Below are 14,785 nucleotides of genomic sequence, written 5' to 3' on the forward strand. Positions count from 1 at the left end.
TTCTAAGTGAACACAGGCCTTTAAATTTGTTGCACCGACCTATGCCACTATCCAGTAAGAATGGTGGTTGTAATAATAATGGTCGTTACAAGACTAAATGTTTTCATAAGCTTAAGACTGCCTTAACACAGGCTATTCTGTCAACCCTAAATTAGCAGATAAAACAGTCTTTTTCATCATGAATTTTATTAATAAATGCCAAACTTATGCAAAACTGCACTCAGTTGCGTTTTATTAATTGGTTTATGAATAAAATCAATTGCGCCCAGTTGTGCGACACGTGCTTGCATTTTTTGTTGGATATCAGCAGAGATCACTAATACATAAGACTCTATTTTAGAAATTTTGATTTGCTCAAGTACTTCAATACCGTCAACTTCAGGCATGGTTAAATCAAGACACAAAAGATCGAAATGCCTTTGACGCAATTGCTCCAAAGCGTCTTTACCGTTAGTTGCTTGCTGAATATCGGCATCAATACACTCTTTTAAACAGCGTATTACCTGTTTGCGAGCAACGGTGGAATCATCACAGACTAAAATAGAAAAACGCATTATAATGACTCATTAATTAAACTTATACAAAACACCTAAACCCACAGTAAAATTAGTTGGTTGCCCAATCCGCAACAGTCAAAATTATAACCAAATTAGCAACGAGCAGATTATTTATTGTAACTTCTATTAAAGTTATCAATAAAATGCTTAATTGCACAATACAAATTAGTAAATTAACTATTTCCAAGTAAAAAACAGCCTATCCAAACCAACGGTTCTCAAACAGAAACCCCATGCATATAAAACAGAATGATTGCTTATTTAACAACGCTAAATAGCAATATTATAAAATATATGTTTATTTTTAATCATTTATTAACTAATGTTTATAAGCGTACATTAACAGTTGAATAATTTAAGGAAATATAAGCCTCCCATGCCGCAAAAAAGTCTTTCAACAAAGTTACTCACTCGGGTTTTATCAGTTTATTTTATACTGACCTTTGTGGTGACCTGCGGGCAAATTTTCGCAGAGTACGTCAATACTAAAGATTACATACGCGATGAACTTGGCACATTACAAAAGACCTTTGGTAGAAGTTTAACCAGAGCAATTTGGGAGCTAAATATAAAGCAAACCATCACAACCGCCGAAGGATTACTCGATATACCTATGGTTGAGGGGGTTATTATTCGTGACGATAATGGCGCTATTATTTCTCAATTAGGCCGCGCGCTAAATATTCACAATCTTTACAGTCAGCAACTTGTGCAAGAAGATGTCATGGTAGAGGACACCAAAGCCGGTTTATTTGGCTATACATTCCCACTTATTTTTGAGTTTTCAGGACGAGCAACGCAAGTAGGCGATGTTACTTTATTTTCTAGTCGCGATGTAATTTTTAGTCGCATTATGCTCTCTATCTACTTTTTGATTGGTAATGCCATGATTAAAACAACCTTTTTAATCATCTTATTTTTAATTGCATTTAGAAAGTTACTCACCGAGCCTCTTACTCAATTAACCGAGCAAATTGAATACCTTGAGTTAGAAGAGCTTGATGGTCAACAGGTTAAAATAGTCACCGATGAAAATAACGAGCTTAAAGTAATGGAACGCTCTTTTAACAATCTGATTTCGAAGGTTGTTGAGTATAAAAAAGAGTTAAAACAAACTCAGCATGACCTAATTGAAAGCAATCAAAAACTGGATCAACAAAACTTACAACTTGAACAAGATGTTGCGCGTAAAACATCAAATTTAAGCCAAGCAATGATCGATCTGCAACAACAAAAATATGAACTAGAGCGACAAAAAGCAGTTTTAACAGAAGAAGTCGATTTACGAAAGCAAACCGAACAAGAACTGTTAAGCAAACAAACTCAGCTACAAAGCTCGCTCGATGAATTAAGCTTTGCGCAAGAGCAACTGGTTGGCTCAGAAAAAATGGCGGTATTAGGCGGCTTAGTGGCGGGGATCACTCATGAAATTAATACCCCTATTGGCATTGGCGTTACTGCCACCTCTTTTCTACAAGAGCGATTAACCGAAATAGAAACTGCGTATAAAAATAAATCATTATCGTCTGCGTCGTTAGAAGGCTTTATTAATGATGCAGCGCAAAGCGCTCAACTGCTCTCTCACAACTTAGAACGTGCCTCAGATTTAATAACCAGCTTTAAACAAATTGCGGTAGATCAGGCCAGTGAAGCCCTAAGAACAATTAACTTTAAAGACTACATCAACGAAGTTATACGCTCTTTGCACCCACAAATTAAAAAAACATCTCACAGCATTCGCCTACATTGCCCAGATGATTTAATTATTAACTTACCTGCGGGAGTCATTAGCCAAATATTTACGAACCTAATTATGAACTCATTAATGCATGGTTTTGAAAATATAAACAGCGGCCAAATCACCATAGATGTGAATACTGATGAAAACGACCTCATCATTAATTATCAAGATAACGGTTTAGGTTTAAAACCGGCTCAACTAAAGCGTTTATTTGACCCATTTTTTACCACCAAGCGTGATGAGGGTGGCAGCGGCTTAGGTGCCCATATTATTTTTAATCTAGTAAAACAAGCGCTCAATGGTAAAATTGAAGTAAGTAGTGAGCCTGGGCAAGGGTTACACTACCGTATTTCGTTCCCTAAAAACATGTCATCTCCCCTGCCACTTTTTAAACTCGATTAAGCTAAATCAGCCGTTTCTAGAGGCGGCTTTTATTGCTATGATTGCACAAATTTTTTAAATGGATCATTCCCCTATGTGGTTTAGTAACCTTATATGCTATCGCTTTAAACAAGACGTTTCATACACACAAGAAGACTTTGATAAGGCATTAGAGCAAGATCTATTTCGTCCTTGTACTGGCCAAGAGTTGGCAACATTTGGTTGGACAAAAGCATTTGGTAAACATGGTGAAACTCTTTCTCATTTCTCACAAAAAAGTATTTTAGTGTGCGCTAAGCGTGAAGAAAAAGTATTACCAGCCTCGGTAATAAATGAGCTGGTAGCAGAAAAAGTTGATCAGATTGAAGCCGAAGAAAATCGCCCAGTAAAGAAAAAAGAAAAAGATGAATTAAAAGAAAACATCTTACACACCTTATTGCCACAAGCATTTAAAAAATCGAGCTTGCAGTTTGCTTTTATAGACCAAGAAAATGGGTGGGTGGTAGTTAATAGTGCAAGCTTTAATAAAGCAGAGGAACTACTTGCTCTATTACGTAAATCATTAGGGACATTACCCGTTGTTCCTGCGTTTGCTAATTATGATTTAGACGTATTTTTAACTGACTGGCTTACTAACTTTAGTACTCCAGAGGGCTTTGCAATTGGATCAGACGCTGAACTTGAAGAAGCTGATGACAGTGGCGCCCAGGTAAAGCTTAAAGGCCATGACCTATCGTGTGACGAAGTGAAGTCGCACCTTGAAAGTGGTAAGCGCGTTACTAAGCTTGCCCTTAATTGGCAAGAGCGCGTTAAATTTATGCTACAAAACGATGGCTCAATTAAACGTTTAAGCTATTCAGAAACACTTAAAGAAGAAAATGCCGATATTCCTAAAGAAGATATGGCGGTTAAACTAGATGCTGATTTTATTCTTGCATCTGAAGAAATTAAGCAATTGCTAGAAGAGCTTACACAGGGCTTAGGTGATGCTGAAGATTTAGCGTAAAAGCTTTATAAAATAGTATTACAACTAAAAAGCACGATTAAATCGTGCTTTTTATTGCTCAAAAATTTAGCTAAACATTTTTTTTACGTCTTCAACCATATGCCAGTATTCCTCACTCTCTAACATTTCTAATGAAGGAAAAATGCCTTTATCAATATAGGTTTGTAGCGCCGCAGATTTATCTGATACTTGTAGGGTTCCCTCAAGGATTGCACCAATGCGAATAAAGTCGATATAACTCACTTCAGCAGTACGATGATTCACATCTGCCCAGTGCTGTGCAACCTCTACAAACACATCAGGGAATTCCCATGCTTTCATTATTGAGCCACCAATTTTACCGCTTAAACGTTGAATTGCATGCGCCAAAAAACTCGGATTGGCAAACACTTCTGGGTGTCGCTCAGCCTCAGTTAAAATCGGTAACACCCCAATATTATAAACCAATGAAGCTAGTGTAATGGCATCACGGTTAAGCGAAGTGTGAGTATTTCTTTTTAAGTAAAACTCCATTAATGAAATAGAGTGCGAGGCCACATGTAGCGTTTTATGCCACGCCTTTCCCATGTAACCTTTTATTAACTCGTTGTTAGATACAAATAACTGCTCCATTGCAATGGCTGTAGCAATATTTTTTATTTGCCTAAGCCCAATGCGTGTAACAGCTTGGTGCAAGTTAGACACCTTTACAGCTCGGCCCATAATTGCACTATTTGCGACTTTGATCATCCGCGCTGACAATGCAGGATCATGTGCTATCACATCTGACATTTGCATCAAATTAACATCGGGGTTATCTGCGGCTTGGCGAACCTTAATCACTACCTCAGGTAACGTAGGCAACACCAGTGTGTCGTTGTTAATTCTGTCAACTAAAATAGTGAGTAAGGCATTTTCTGTAGACATAAAATATCCCTTTGCTTAATGACCTACACTTTACAGCAAGTCTTATATTATTAATTATTTCAAAGCTTAGTAGTATTAAACATATACCTAAAATAAAAAGAATTGTAGATAATTATTGATTATTTACCAGCGCCCCCTCATGAGTGCACTCTAACGCCTAATACTTGCTATTTGCTAGTATGTTTTGCTTTAATGCAAACATGCTAAGGCACACTAATACTTATTCAGTACCTTAACTTATAGTATACAAGTTATAAAATAGACTTTTTAAAGGCAATATAATGATCTTAAATAAAATTAGCCAAGCAATACTGCTCTCTGGCATCGTTTTTCTTAGTGCCTGCTCTGAGCAAGCACCGTCTTCAAACAATACGCCGCAAAGCTCAGCGCCAACGGCTTCTCAAGCGCCTTCAGGGCCAACACTCGTTAATATTGACCGTCAACGCTTAGACATATACACAGACTTTAGCTTACAAAGCGATTTGTCACACTTATCTGATAACCAAAAAGCCATGGTTGCCAAGCTTATTGATGCTTCAAAAATTATGGACGATTTATTTTGGAAACAAGCATTTGGTGAAGATAAACAAAGCTTTTTAGCACAATTAGATGATGAAAAAGTACGTCAGTTTGCAGATATAAACTACGGCCCATGGGATCGCTTAAATGGCGATGAAGTATTTTTATCTGGCTATAAAGAAAAGCCGCTTGGGGCAGGTTTTTATCCGGCCGACATTACCAAAGAAGAGCTTAATAACGCTGATGTAAAAGATAAAACAGGGCTTTACTCACTTATTAAACGCGATGAACTAGGTAATTTATACAGCACGCCTTATTCAGAAGAATATGCCGTAGAACTTGCCCAAGCAGCTGAGTTACTTAGAGACGCTAGCAAATTAGCTGACGACAAAGAATTTGCCAACTACCTAAACTTACGAGCTGACGCAATACAAAGCGATGACTTCCAAGCCTCTGACTTTGCTTGGATGGATATGAAAAATAATCCTATCGATGTTGTTATTGGCCCAATTGAAAACTACGAAGACCAATTATTTGGTTACCGTGCTGCCTATGAATCGTATGTACTAATTAAAGATTTAAAATGGAGCGAGCGCCTGGCTAAATTTGCTGCCTTTTTACCTGAGCTGCAAAAAGGCTTACCTGTTGATAGCAAGTACAAGCAAGAAGTACCTGGCTCAGATGCTGACTTAAATGCCTACGATGTTGTTTATTATGCTGGGCACTCAAATGCCGGCAGTAAAACCATTGCAATTAACTTACCCAATGATGAGCAAGTGCAGCTAGAAAAAGGCACACGTCGCTTACAGCTTAAAAATGCAATGCGAGCGAAGTTTGATAAAATTTTAGTCCCTATCGCAGAGCAGTTAATTGTGCCAGAGCAACGTAAACACATTACCTTTGATGCATTTTTTGCTAACACTATGTTCCATGAAGTAGCTCACGGTTTAGGAATTAAAAACACCATAACGGATAAAGGTACTGTTCGCCAATCACTTCAAGAGCACGCTAGCGCCTTGGAAGAAGGTAAAGCCGATATTCTTGGTTTATACATGGTTGAACAGTTACTTAAAAAAGGTGAAATCACCGAAGGTACATTAGAAGATTACTACACCACTTTTATGGCGGGTATTTTCCGCTCAGTGCGCTTTGGTGCTTCAAGTGCACATGGTAAAGCAAATATGATCCGCTTTAACTTTTTTGCTCAAGAAGGTGCCTTCTCTAAAAATGAAGACGGCTTGTATAGCATCAACATGGATAAAATGGGCGACGCTATGGCTAAATTATCGCGCCTTATTTTAACCCTACAAGGTGACGGTGATTACGAAAAAGTTGATCAACTGATTGCAACTCATGGCGATATTAAAGCGGAACTAGCTAAAGATTTAGAAAAGTTAAGCAAAGCGAACATCCCTGTAGATGTAACCTTCAAACAAGGTAAAGAGGTACTTGGCCTTAATTAATAAAAACCAACTACATAAAAAAAGCGTTACACTGTAACGCTTTTTTTATTATTTGAATTATTTATCACTCATCACTTTACGAACAACCGGCTCAAGGCTTGCCATTCCCCACTGCTTACCGGTTTCAATCGCAGACTCTATATCAGCACCTTGTTGATGGGCTGAAATAGCCATTAGCGCACCAACACGATTACTGCTCGCACAATGAACAACCACTGACTCACCTTTAAGTTCTTCTAAAAGGCTAGCTAATCGTTTTGCATTGTCGATGTTTACATCTTGTGCACCTGCAATCTCAATTGCGTGATAGCTCATTCCTAAAGAATTGACTAATGCCCCTTCATCCCAGTCTTGCTCATCTGCTGCACGTAAATTAATAACATGCTTAACATTAGCTTGCGACAATTGCTTAAACTGTGCATCACTGGGCTGGGCTGCTGAAAAAACCAAGTTGTTATGTGCTGCAAAGTTTTTAATATTAGCGTTATTTACCACATCTATAACTACAGGTTGCTCACTGGCTATCACTGTTGATACTGCAACTGCAGCAATAAATACACTCGTACAAAGTTGTTTGATTAATTTCATACTACCCCCTCAAAGTAACTCATTTTGATTTTTAAAAATGCGCTTTTAATTGCTCTATCTGCTCATGAGTATAAGGCACACTCGGAAACTTGCCCCATACCGGCGCAGGCCATGCAATATCTGTTTTGAAGCGCGCTATATGATGAATGTGTAATTGCGGCACCATATTACCCAATGCGGCTACATTTAACTTATCAGGATTAAACACCTCCATTAACAAATGACTGAGTTTCGCTGACTCGTGTAAATAAGTAATTTGTTGCTGCTCGGTTAAATCAATAATCTCTTTTAAGCCCGCTATTCTGGGGACCAATACAAACCAAGGATATTGGCTGTCGTTTAATAGCAACACCTTACAAAGTGGCCAATCAGCCAGTTCAATACAATCTCTTTTCAGTTCAGGTGCTAAGGTAAATGATGTTTTGCTCATGTTAAAGTCCTTAGATTATTTTACCGCATACTTTATAGCATTTAGTTGCAGTTGCACACGCTTGTGCTTTACCATCGAGATAATTTTATGTAAGTAAAGGCAATCCTGTGTTAAAAAAACTAAAACATCTCTCACTGGCAATTCCCCTACTCGCGGGCGCATTAAGCGCAGAAGCTGAGCCGCTAACGCTTGAGCGTATATTTGATGATCCGAGCTTAGCAGGCAAATCTCCGGTACAACTTAAGTTTTCGCCTGATGGTAGCCGGGTTACCTACTTACAAGGTAAAACCGATGACTATAACCGCTACGATTTATGGGAATATAATTTAAAAGATAATACCAACCGGTTGTTAGTTGATTCGGCGCAGTTATTTTCAGGCCCAGAAAATCTCTCCGATGAAGAAAAAGCACGCCGCGAACGCCAACGTATTTTTGGAAAAGGTATCCTTGAATATAAATGGTCAAAAGATGGGAAAGCACTGTTATTCCCTCTTAATGGCGATCTTTATTACTATGACTTAGATGCTAAAAATAGTAAAAAGCTGACTAACACAGACGCATTTGAAACCGATGCGCGTTTCTCTCCAAAAGGAAATTTCGTATCCTTTATCCGAGAGCAAAACCTATATGCACTAGAGCTGGCTTCAGGTAAAGAAATTCAGTTAAGTAAAGATGGCGGTGGCGTAATTAAAAACGGCATGGCCGAATTTGTGGCGCAAGAAGAAATGAGCCGTATGACCGGTTATTGGTGGGCAAATGATGAATCTAAAATCGCCTTTACTCGCGTTGATGAAAGCCCTGTTCAAGAAGCGATTCGTAACGAAATTTATGCTGATGAAGTAAAACTATTTAACCAGCGTTATCCATTTACTGGCACCAATAATGTTGACATTCAACTTGGGGTGGTAAAGCTTAATGATCAAGCAGTTGACTGGATTGACTTAGGCGACGATAAAGATATTTATATTGCCCGCGCTAAGTGGCTAAACGACAGCAATACGCTCTCTTATCAATGGCAAAACCGCTCGCAACATAGCTTAGAATTACGTTTTTACAACACTAAAACAAAACAGCAAACCGTTGCTTTAACTGAAAAAAGTGATACCTGGATCAACTTGCATTTTGACCTTGAATTTTTAAAAGATAAAAAGCATTTTGTATGGGCCTCAGAGCGCGATGGATTTAAGCACCTTTATTTATATCGTAATAACGGCCAACTTATCCGCCAGATTACCGCAGGTGATTGGGTCGTAGATAGCCTAAAAGGGATAGATGAAAAAAATGGCGTTGTTTACTTTGCTGCACGTAAAGATACCCCGCTAGAGAGCCATTTATACAGTGCGCCTTTATTTAAAAAAGGGGCTATGAAGCGCATTACTGAAAAAGGCCAATACCATAATGTCGTTCTAGCGAAAGATAATAAAACTTTCATTGATAATAGCTCATCGGTTAATAAGCCAAATTCAGCTGCACTGCGCAAAATTAATGGTGAGTTTATTACGTGGCTTGAAGAGAATAAGCTTGATGACTCTCACCCACTTACCCCGTATCTAACTGATTTAGCCCAGCCCGAATACGGAACAATTACCGCTGAAGACGGCCAAATTATGCATTATCGTTTATTTAAACCAGCAAATATGGCAAAGGGTAAAAAGCATCCGGTTATTGTCAACGTTTACGGTGGTCCTCATGCTCAGCGAGTAACTAATAGCTGGCGCAGTAAAAATTTATATTTTCAATACATGGCGCAACAAGGTTATGTAATTTTTCAACTTGATAACCGAGGCTCTTACAATCGCGGTAAGAAGTTTGAAGATGCGATTTATAAGCACTTAGGCGTTGTAGAGGTGGCGGATCAAATCAAAGGCGTTGAGTTTTTACGTACTCTTGATTACGTAGACCCTGCTCGCATAGGTATATACGGCCACAGCTACGGTGGTTATATGGCGCTAATGACCATGTTTAAAGCAGGCGATTACTTCAGCGCGGGTGTATCTGGTGCTCCGGTTACCGACTGGGCTCTATACGACACCCATTATACCGAGCGCTATTTGGGTCACCCTGATACTAATGCCCAAGGCTATATCGACAGTGCGGTGTTCCCATACGCTGAAGGCTTAAAAGGCCCATTAATGATTTACCATGGTATGGCCGATGACAACGTATTATTTACCCATGCCACTAAATTGTTTAAACAGCTGCAAGATAACAATCAACAGTTTGAAATGATGACTTACCCGGGCTCAAAACATAGCCTTCGCGGTAAACAAGTTCAAACTCATTTACATCAAACTATAACAAACTTCTTTAACCGTAATTTTAATACAAAGTAACTAAAACTGGGTTAATTATTCGACTAAAGGCTGATATAAATATCAGCCTTTTTTTATGCAGATAAGCTATATTGAAACGTCAACAAACAATAATTAAATTCATTATAAGCACCCGTTAAATAAAAGTTCGGCCTATCCTTTTTATTGTATTTACGCAAACTAGTTAACAAAGAGAGTATTAAAAATACAATATAAGGAAAATAAAACCGTATTAGCCTATATTTTAACTATGCTTATTTAAGAGAAATAATGCTCTAATACGGGAACATGCATATGCCAAACCTCCGTCGTTTTACTATATTTCAACGTTTAGCCATTTTAGTAGGGATTGTAATTTTTGGTTTAATTGTATTGAGTATTTCGAGTTTAAGTAATCAATATAAATCGCTTAAAAATGAGCAATATTTAAAAACTAAAAATGTGGTGGAAACTGCTTATAGCATCATTACACACTACGCAGCGCTTGAACAAAGTCAAACACTCACTCGTGCACAAGCACAATCTCAAGCGATGGCCTCAATACGCTCATTGCGTTACGATGATACTAACTATTTTTGGATCAACAATTATCAGCCAACCATGGTAATGCACCCAATTAAACCAGCCCTTGAAGGGAAAGATTTAACGAATAATAAAGACCCTGATGGCACCCCTTTATTTGTTGAAATGGTTGATGTTGTTAAAAAATCCGGCGAAGGCTATGTGCCTTACAAGTGGCCAAAACCCGGCAGCGACAAACCCGTAGATAAAATTGCGTATGTAAAAGGCTTTAATCAATGGCAATGGATCATCGGCTCGGGCGTTTACCTCGATACTATAGACAGTGCCTTTTCGCAGCAACGTACTATTATCGTTATCAATGTAATGATTATGATCGTCGTTGTCGTACTTTTTAGCTACTTTATTGGTCACAGTATTTTAACGCCGACCCGTTTAGCAGCAGAAATGATGAAAGATATCTCTCAAGGTGAGGGGGATTTAACTCGTACTCTTAACGAAAATGGCAATGATGAAATATCTCAACTGTCGAGATCATTTAATTTATTTGTCTCTAAAATTAGGGAGTCTTTGGTGCTGGTTGCCAAAAGCGCAAACGATGTAAACGAGCATGCCCATGCTGTAGATGATTCTAGCAAAACCAGCCAGTCGTTTATTGAGCTTCAAAACGACAGTAGCACCCAAGTAGCCGCGGCAATGGAGCAAATGACTCATCAAATTCATGATGTTAGCCGTAATGCCGAAGCTGCTGAGCAAGCCGCAAATGATGCTGCTAGTAATGCATCAACGGGTAAAAATGTAGTGTCGAAAACCATTACCGCCATTGAAACCCTCTCTAGTAATATAGAAACTGTCAGCAAAGTGACCGCCGAACTTGCTCAAGAGAGTAATAATATTGGCTCGGTACTTGATGTTATTAGAAGCATTGCTGAACAAACCAATCTGTTAGCGCTAAACGCAGCTATTGAAGCTGCAAGAGCAGGTGAACATGGAAGAGGCTTTGCAGTTGTAGCCGACGAAGTAAGAACACTTGCCAGCCGGACAGGTAAAAGCACGGATGAAATTCAAGCTATGATAGCTAAGCTGCAAGAAGGGGCTAAAGCTGCAGTTGAAGCGGTAAAATCTAGCCAAGAGATTTCTATTTCTACGGTTGAACAAGCCTCTTCTGCTAATGCATCACTTGATGAAATAGACAGGCTGGTATCGGTGATCACCGATATGAACGGCCAAATTGCTCGCGCCACAGAGCAGCAAACATCAGCCGCAGACGAGGTGAATTTAAGAATTAATGATTTATCACAGTCTACAAAGCAATCATTGGGTAACACTAAAGATTTAACTCGCGCTAGCGACAAACTCAAACAAAGCAGTGTTGAGTTATCAAGCGTGGTATCGCGCTTTAAGCTTAGTTAACCTTAACTCCGGATAATAAATATCTTTGACCAATTAAAAAGCCCTGATTTTCAGGGCTTTTTAGGATTATTTATAGAAAATTATAAACAATAGCGGGCAAATAAACTGCTAACTGACGCTGCAGTTGGTTTACCATGTTGCCAGTCGCCGCCTTCAACGCCACTACCAGCAATATCCATATGTACATAAGGAAGTGGTAAAGTAGATTCATTACCATGCTTATCTAATCCACCTACCACAGCTAAAAATGCCATAGGGAATTGATGGCCGCGCGCTGTGACAGCAGAAGCCGCATTATTACTAGAAAGCACATCGTCAGCTAAAGTGCGTGGTTTTATAAAATCATAATCTTCACGGCGTGAACGCGACACTTCAGCACCGTCAGCCCATAAATCACCACAATCGGCCAATTGGCGTGAAATATTAGCACTACGCGCTGGTCCATTCTCAACATATGCGCCATATGGTCCCATCGCGCGCGCAGCATGCCCTGTTAAAGTAGCCACTGTAAACAACGTTGGATTTATTTCGTTTTTAGCTAAATCTTTCATTTCGCTAAGTAAATCACCCATAGCTAAACGCCCTTCGGCATCGGTATTACCAATACGTACTCGCACACCTTCACGGCTAGTAATTATTTCATCAGGGACAAAACAATCTGAACCAATGGAGTTGCGTACAACCGCTAAAAAGGCAATCACTTTAACGCCTTTAGGCTGATAATCTGCTACTGCTTTCATAAATCCAGCAACCGAGGCCGCACCGCCTTTATCGCGGCTCATGCCCGCCATAAAACCACCGACTTTTAAATCTGCACCGCCCGTGTCATAGACTAAACCTTTACCAACAAACATCAGTGTTCGGGTTACTTCACCCTCAGGCACGTATTCAAGTTTAACAACGCGTGGATGATGGCGCTCTACCGCATACGACGCACGAGCAACGGTACTTAGCATGGGGTAATGCTTATCAATGGCAGCTAAATCATCAATCACATCAACGCTCACCGCACTATTTTCAAATAACTCACTACAGTAATCGGCAAAACGTGGGGGGGCCATGCGCTCAGGCTCGGTGCCACATAAATCACGTGCGGCATATTGCCCGGCAGCTAACGCATTGACTGCTTTAATTGTTTGCTCATTGGCATCAATTAAGCCTATTTGAGTAATAGGCTCAATACCTTGACCATGAAATTCACGCGCTTCTAGGGGTTGCCATAATGCTTGGCATGCGCCTAAGTAAGCCACTTCAAGAGCGTGTTGATAACGGCCATCTGTATTTAAAGCGGGTAAATAAATAGCAGGGTTAACACTACCTGATGCTTTTGCCTCATTAATGGCTAATTTGGCTGCATCAAAATAACGACGAACGTCATCATAATCTCTATTTAAAGGGCCTGTTGGCGCTAACACGACACGTTTACCGGCAATCACTAACAAGGTGACTTGGTTGCCGATGCGAGAGTCTACTTGGGCTTGGTCTAAAATTGCATCACGCAGTGGCGTATTTGGTAAATGAGAAAAGTCGTTGCTGATAATAATAAGTGCATCATGCGATGTACAATCTAGGCTTGCACTTACCGGCTTTGCCAGTACTGCTTTTGGATATGCCATAAAAAAGGATCCTGTTAGAAAACGTAGTCCCTATTATTATTTATTTAGCAATTTATAACCAGTGTACTGCGATAACCTGCTTACTTACTGGCAACTTGGAGTTACGCGTTTTACACATCTAAAATACTAAGCTGTAAATTATGCTCTGGTTGGTTTTTAATACCCACGCCAATTCCTAATAAGCGCACCGGTTGTTGTAATCCACGTTGATAGGCTTTGGCGAGTAACTCTTTAAAAATAGCCGTGTTTAATTGATGCGCAGCTTGATCTGCTGAGGTCACTACAAAATTAGCAAATTTAACTTTAACACTTAATTTATTAATTTTATGTTGTAGTTGCTGTTTATTTAATCGAACCACGAGTTCATCTAACAGTTGCGGTAATTGTTCAAGGCATTCATCTAGGCTGTTTTTGTTGTATTCATAAGTATGTTCCACACTCAATGACTTACGTACCCGCTCAGTTGAAACTCGCCCTATATGTTCACCCATGCACTTTTGATATAACGACACACCAAAATTACCCACATGCTGTTGCATCCAATTAGCCCCTTTTTCGCGCACATCTTGCCCCGTGTATAACCCTTTTAAATTAAGCTTTTCTAGAGTTACTTTACCCACTCCTGGAATTTTACCTAATGGCAATTGGGCTAAAAACGAGTCAACCTGCTCAGGCAATACCACAAATTGCCCATTAGGCTTATTTTCATCACTGGCTATTTTGGCAATAAACTTTATTGGGGCAATACCTGCAGATGCAGTCAGTCCTGTGGTATTAAAAATATCGGTACGAATTTGCTCTGCAATTAACGTTGCACTGCCCTTAAAAGCAGTACTGTGGCTCACATCTAAATATGCTTCATCAAGCGAAAGAGGTTCTACTAGGTCAGTATAGCGGTTAAAAATGGCGCGGATCTGTGTTGATACTTGTTTATAAACAGCCATTCTGCCAGGCACAATAACTAAGTCAGGGCAAAGCTGTTTGGCATGATAGTTAGACATAGCAGAGCGCACCCCATACTCTCTGGCAATATAGTTAGCGGTAGAGAGCACTCCACGGCGACTATTTCCGCCAATTGCCAGTGGTACGCTGGCAAGCTTAGGATTGTCGCGCATTTCTACGGCCGCATAAAAGCAGTCCATATCTATATGAATAAACTTTTTCATCACACAATAACAACTGTTTATTTATACAGCCATTATTGTGGAATCACTTTTAATTAGCAAGCATGTTATTGCTTAAAAAGAGCGTTTACTTTTCTTTGGCTTATTAAAACAATACATCCAAAATAAAATTTCTAAAGAAAAGCCTAATAAAATCAAAACAATTGCCCC

The 14,785-nt window shown here is 39.4% G+C and carries 11 protein-coding genes; 5 read left to right on the top strand and 6 right to left on the bottom strand.

Annotated elements, in window-relative coordinates:
• Positions 1–188: 188 nt before the first annotated feature.
• Positions 189–554, bottom strand: a complete 366-nt coding sequence (locus MTN96_RS22030) for a response regulator (RefSeq protein ID WP_171034663.1) — start codon at positions 552–554, stop codon at positions 189–191.
• A gap of 379 nt (positions 555–933) precedes the next feature.
• Between MTN96_RS22030 and MTN96_RS22035 the strand changes: the two genes are divergently transcribed.
• Together MTN96_RS22035 and rdgC are read left to right on the top strand one after the other, a co-directional pair.
• Positions 934–2,700: an ATP-binding protein gene (locus MTN96_RS22035; protein ID WP_069439223.1), complete on the top strand. Its 1,767-nt coding sequence runs from the start codon at positions 934–936 to the stop codon at positions 2,698–2,700.
• Between the two features lie 73 nt (positions 2,701–2,773).
• Complete coding sequence (rdgC, locus tag MTN96_RS22040) at positions 2,774–3,685, top strand: recombination-associated protein RdgC (protein ID WP_069439224.1); 912 nt, start codon at positions 2,774–2,776, stop codon at positions 3,683–3,685.
• A 66-nt stretch (positions 3,686–3,751) separates the two neighbouring features.
• Here the strand turns inward: rdgC and MTN96_RS22045 are convergent, their stop codons facing one another.
• Entirely contained in the window at positions 3,752–4,591 is an 840-nt protein-coding gene (locus MTN96_RS22045; protein ID WP_069439225.1) for an HDOD domain-containing protein, read from the bottom strand.
• Between the two features lie 281 nt (positions 4,592–4,872).
• Here MTN96_RS22045 and MTN96_RS22050 point away from each other — a divergent pair, with 281 nt between their 5' ends.
• A complete protein-coding gene (locus tag MTN96_RS22050) occupies positions 4,873–6,573 on the top strand; it encodes a Zn-dependent hydrolase (protein WP_248532758.1) in 1,701 nt (566 codons plus the stop codon).
• A gap of 57 nt (positions 6,574–6,630) precedes the next feature.
• Here the strand turns inward: MTN96_RS22050 and MTN96_RS22055 are convergent, their stop codons facing one another.
• Entirely contained in the window at positions 6,631–7,161 is a 531-nt protein-coding gene (locus MTN96_RS22055) for a hypothetical protein (protein WP_036979911.1), read from the bottom strand.
• 31 nt (positions 7,162–7,192) lie between these two features.
• Entirely contained in the window at positions 7,193–7,591 is a 399-nt protein-coding gene (locus MTN96_RS22060) for an HIT domain-containing protein (protein ID WP_064664261.1), read from the bottom strand.
• 107 nt (positions 7,592–7,698) lie between these two features.
• Between MTN96_RS22060 and MTN96_RS22065 the strand changes: the two genes are divergently transcribed.
• Together MTN96_RS22065 and MTN96_RS22070 are read left to right on the top strand one after the other, a co-directional pair.
• The gene (locus MTN96_RS22065) at positions 7,699–9,924 is read left to right on the top strand and encodes a S9 family peptidase (protein WP_069439227.1); all 2,226 of its coding nucleotides are present in this window, start codon (positions 7,699–7,701) and stop codon (positions 9,922–9,924) included.
• A gap of 273 nt (positions 9,925–10,197) precedes the next feature.
• Complete coding sequence (locus MTN96_RS22070; protein WP_036979920.1) at positions 10,198–11,835, top strand: methyl-accepting chemotaxis protein; 1,638 nt, start codon at positions 10,198–10,200, stop codon at positions 11,833–11,835.
• 80 nt (positions 11,836–11,915) lie between these two features.
• Here the strand turns inward: MTN96_RS22070 and MTN96_RS22075 are convergent, their stop codons facing one another.
• A complete protein-coding gene (locus tag MTN96_RS22075) occupies positions 11,916–13,451 on the bottom strand; it encodes a leucyl aminopeptidase family protein (protein ID WP_036979922.1) in 1,536 nt (511 codons plus the stop codon).
• A gap of 110 nt (positions 13,452–13,561) precedes the next feature.
• Positions 13,562–14,617, bottom strand: coding sequence for a DNA polymerase IV (dinB, locus tag MTN96_RS22080; RefSeq protein ID WP_033102619.1), 1,056 nt, complete (start codon positions 14,615–14,617; stop codon positions 13,562–13,564).
• Between the last annotated feature and the right edge of the window lie 168 nt (positions 14,618–14,785).

Source organism: Pseudoalteromonas sp. 2CM28B (assembly GCF_023161935.1).

Bases quoted from the DNA above. Each gene is read 5' to 3' on its own strand.
- MTN96_RS22070 (WP_036979920.1), top strand. From the start codon at position 10,198: ATGCCAAACCTCCGTCGTTTTACTATATTTCAACGTTTAGCCATTTTA.
- MTN96_RS22035 (WP_069439223.1), top strand. From the start codon at position 934: ATGCCGCAAAAAAGTCTTTCAACAAAGTTACTCACTCGGGTTTTATCA.
- MTN96_RS22060 (WP_064664261.1), bottom strand. From the start codon at position 7,591: ATGAGCAAAACATCATTTACCTTAGCACCTGAACTGAAAAGAGATTGT.
- MTN96_RS22045 (WP_069439225.1), bottom strand. From the start codon at position 4,591: ATGTCTACAGAAAATGCCTTACTCACTATTTTAGTTGACAGAATTAAC.
- MTN96_RS22050 (WP_248532758.1), top strand. From the start codon at position 4,873: ATGATCTTAAATAAAATTAGCCAAGCAATACTGCTCTCTGGCATCGTT.
- MTN96_RS22030 (WP_171034663.1), bottom strand. From the start codon at position 554: ATGCGTTTTTCTATTTTAGTCTGTGATGATTCCACCGTTGCTCGCAAA.
- MTN96_RS22075 (WP_036979922.1), bottom strand. From the start codon at position 13,451: ATGGCATATCCAAAAGCAGTACTGGCAAAGCCGGTAAGTGCAAGCCTA.
- MTN96_RS22055 (WP_036979911.1), bottom strand. From the start codon at position 7,161: ATGAAATTAATCAAACAACTTTGTACGAGTGTATTTATTGCTGCAGTT.
- dinB (WP_033102619.1), bottom strand. From the start codon at position 14,617: ATGAAAAAGTTTATTCATATAGATATGGACTGCTTTTATGCGGCCGTA.
- rdgC (WP_069439224.1), top strand. From the start codon at position 2,774: ATGTGGTTTAGTAACCTTATATGCTATCGCTTTAAACAAGACGTTTCA.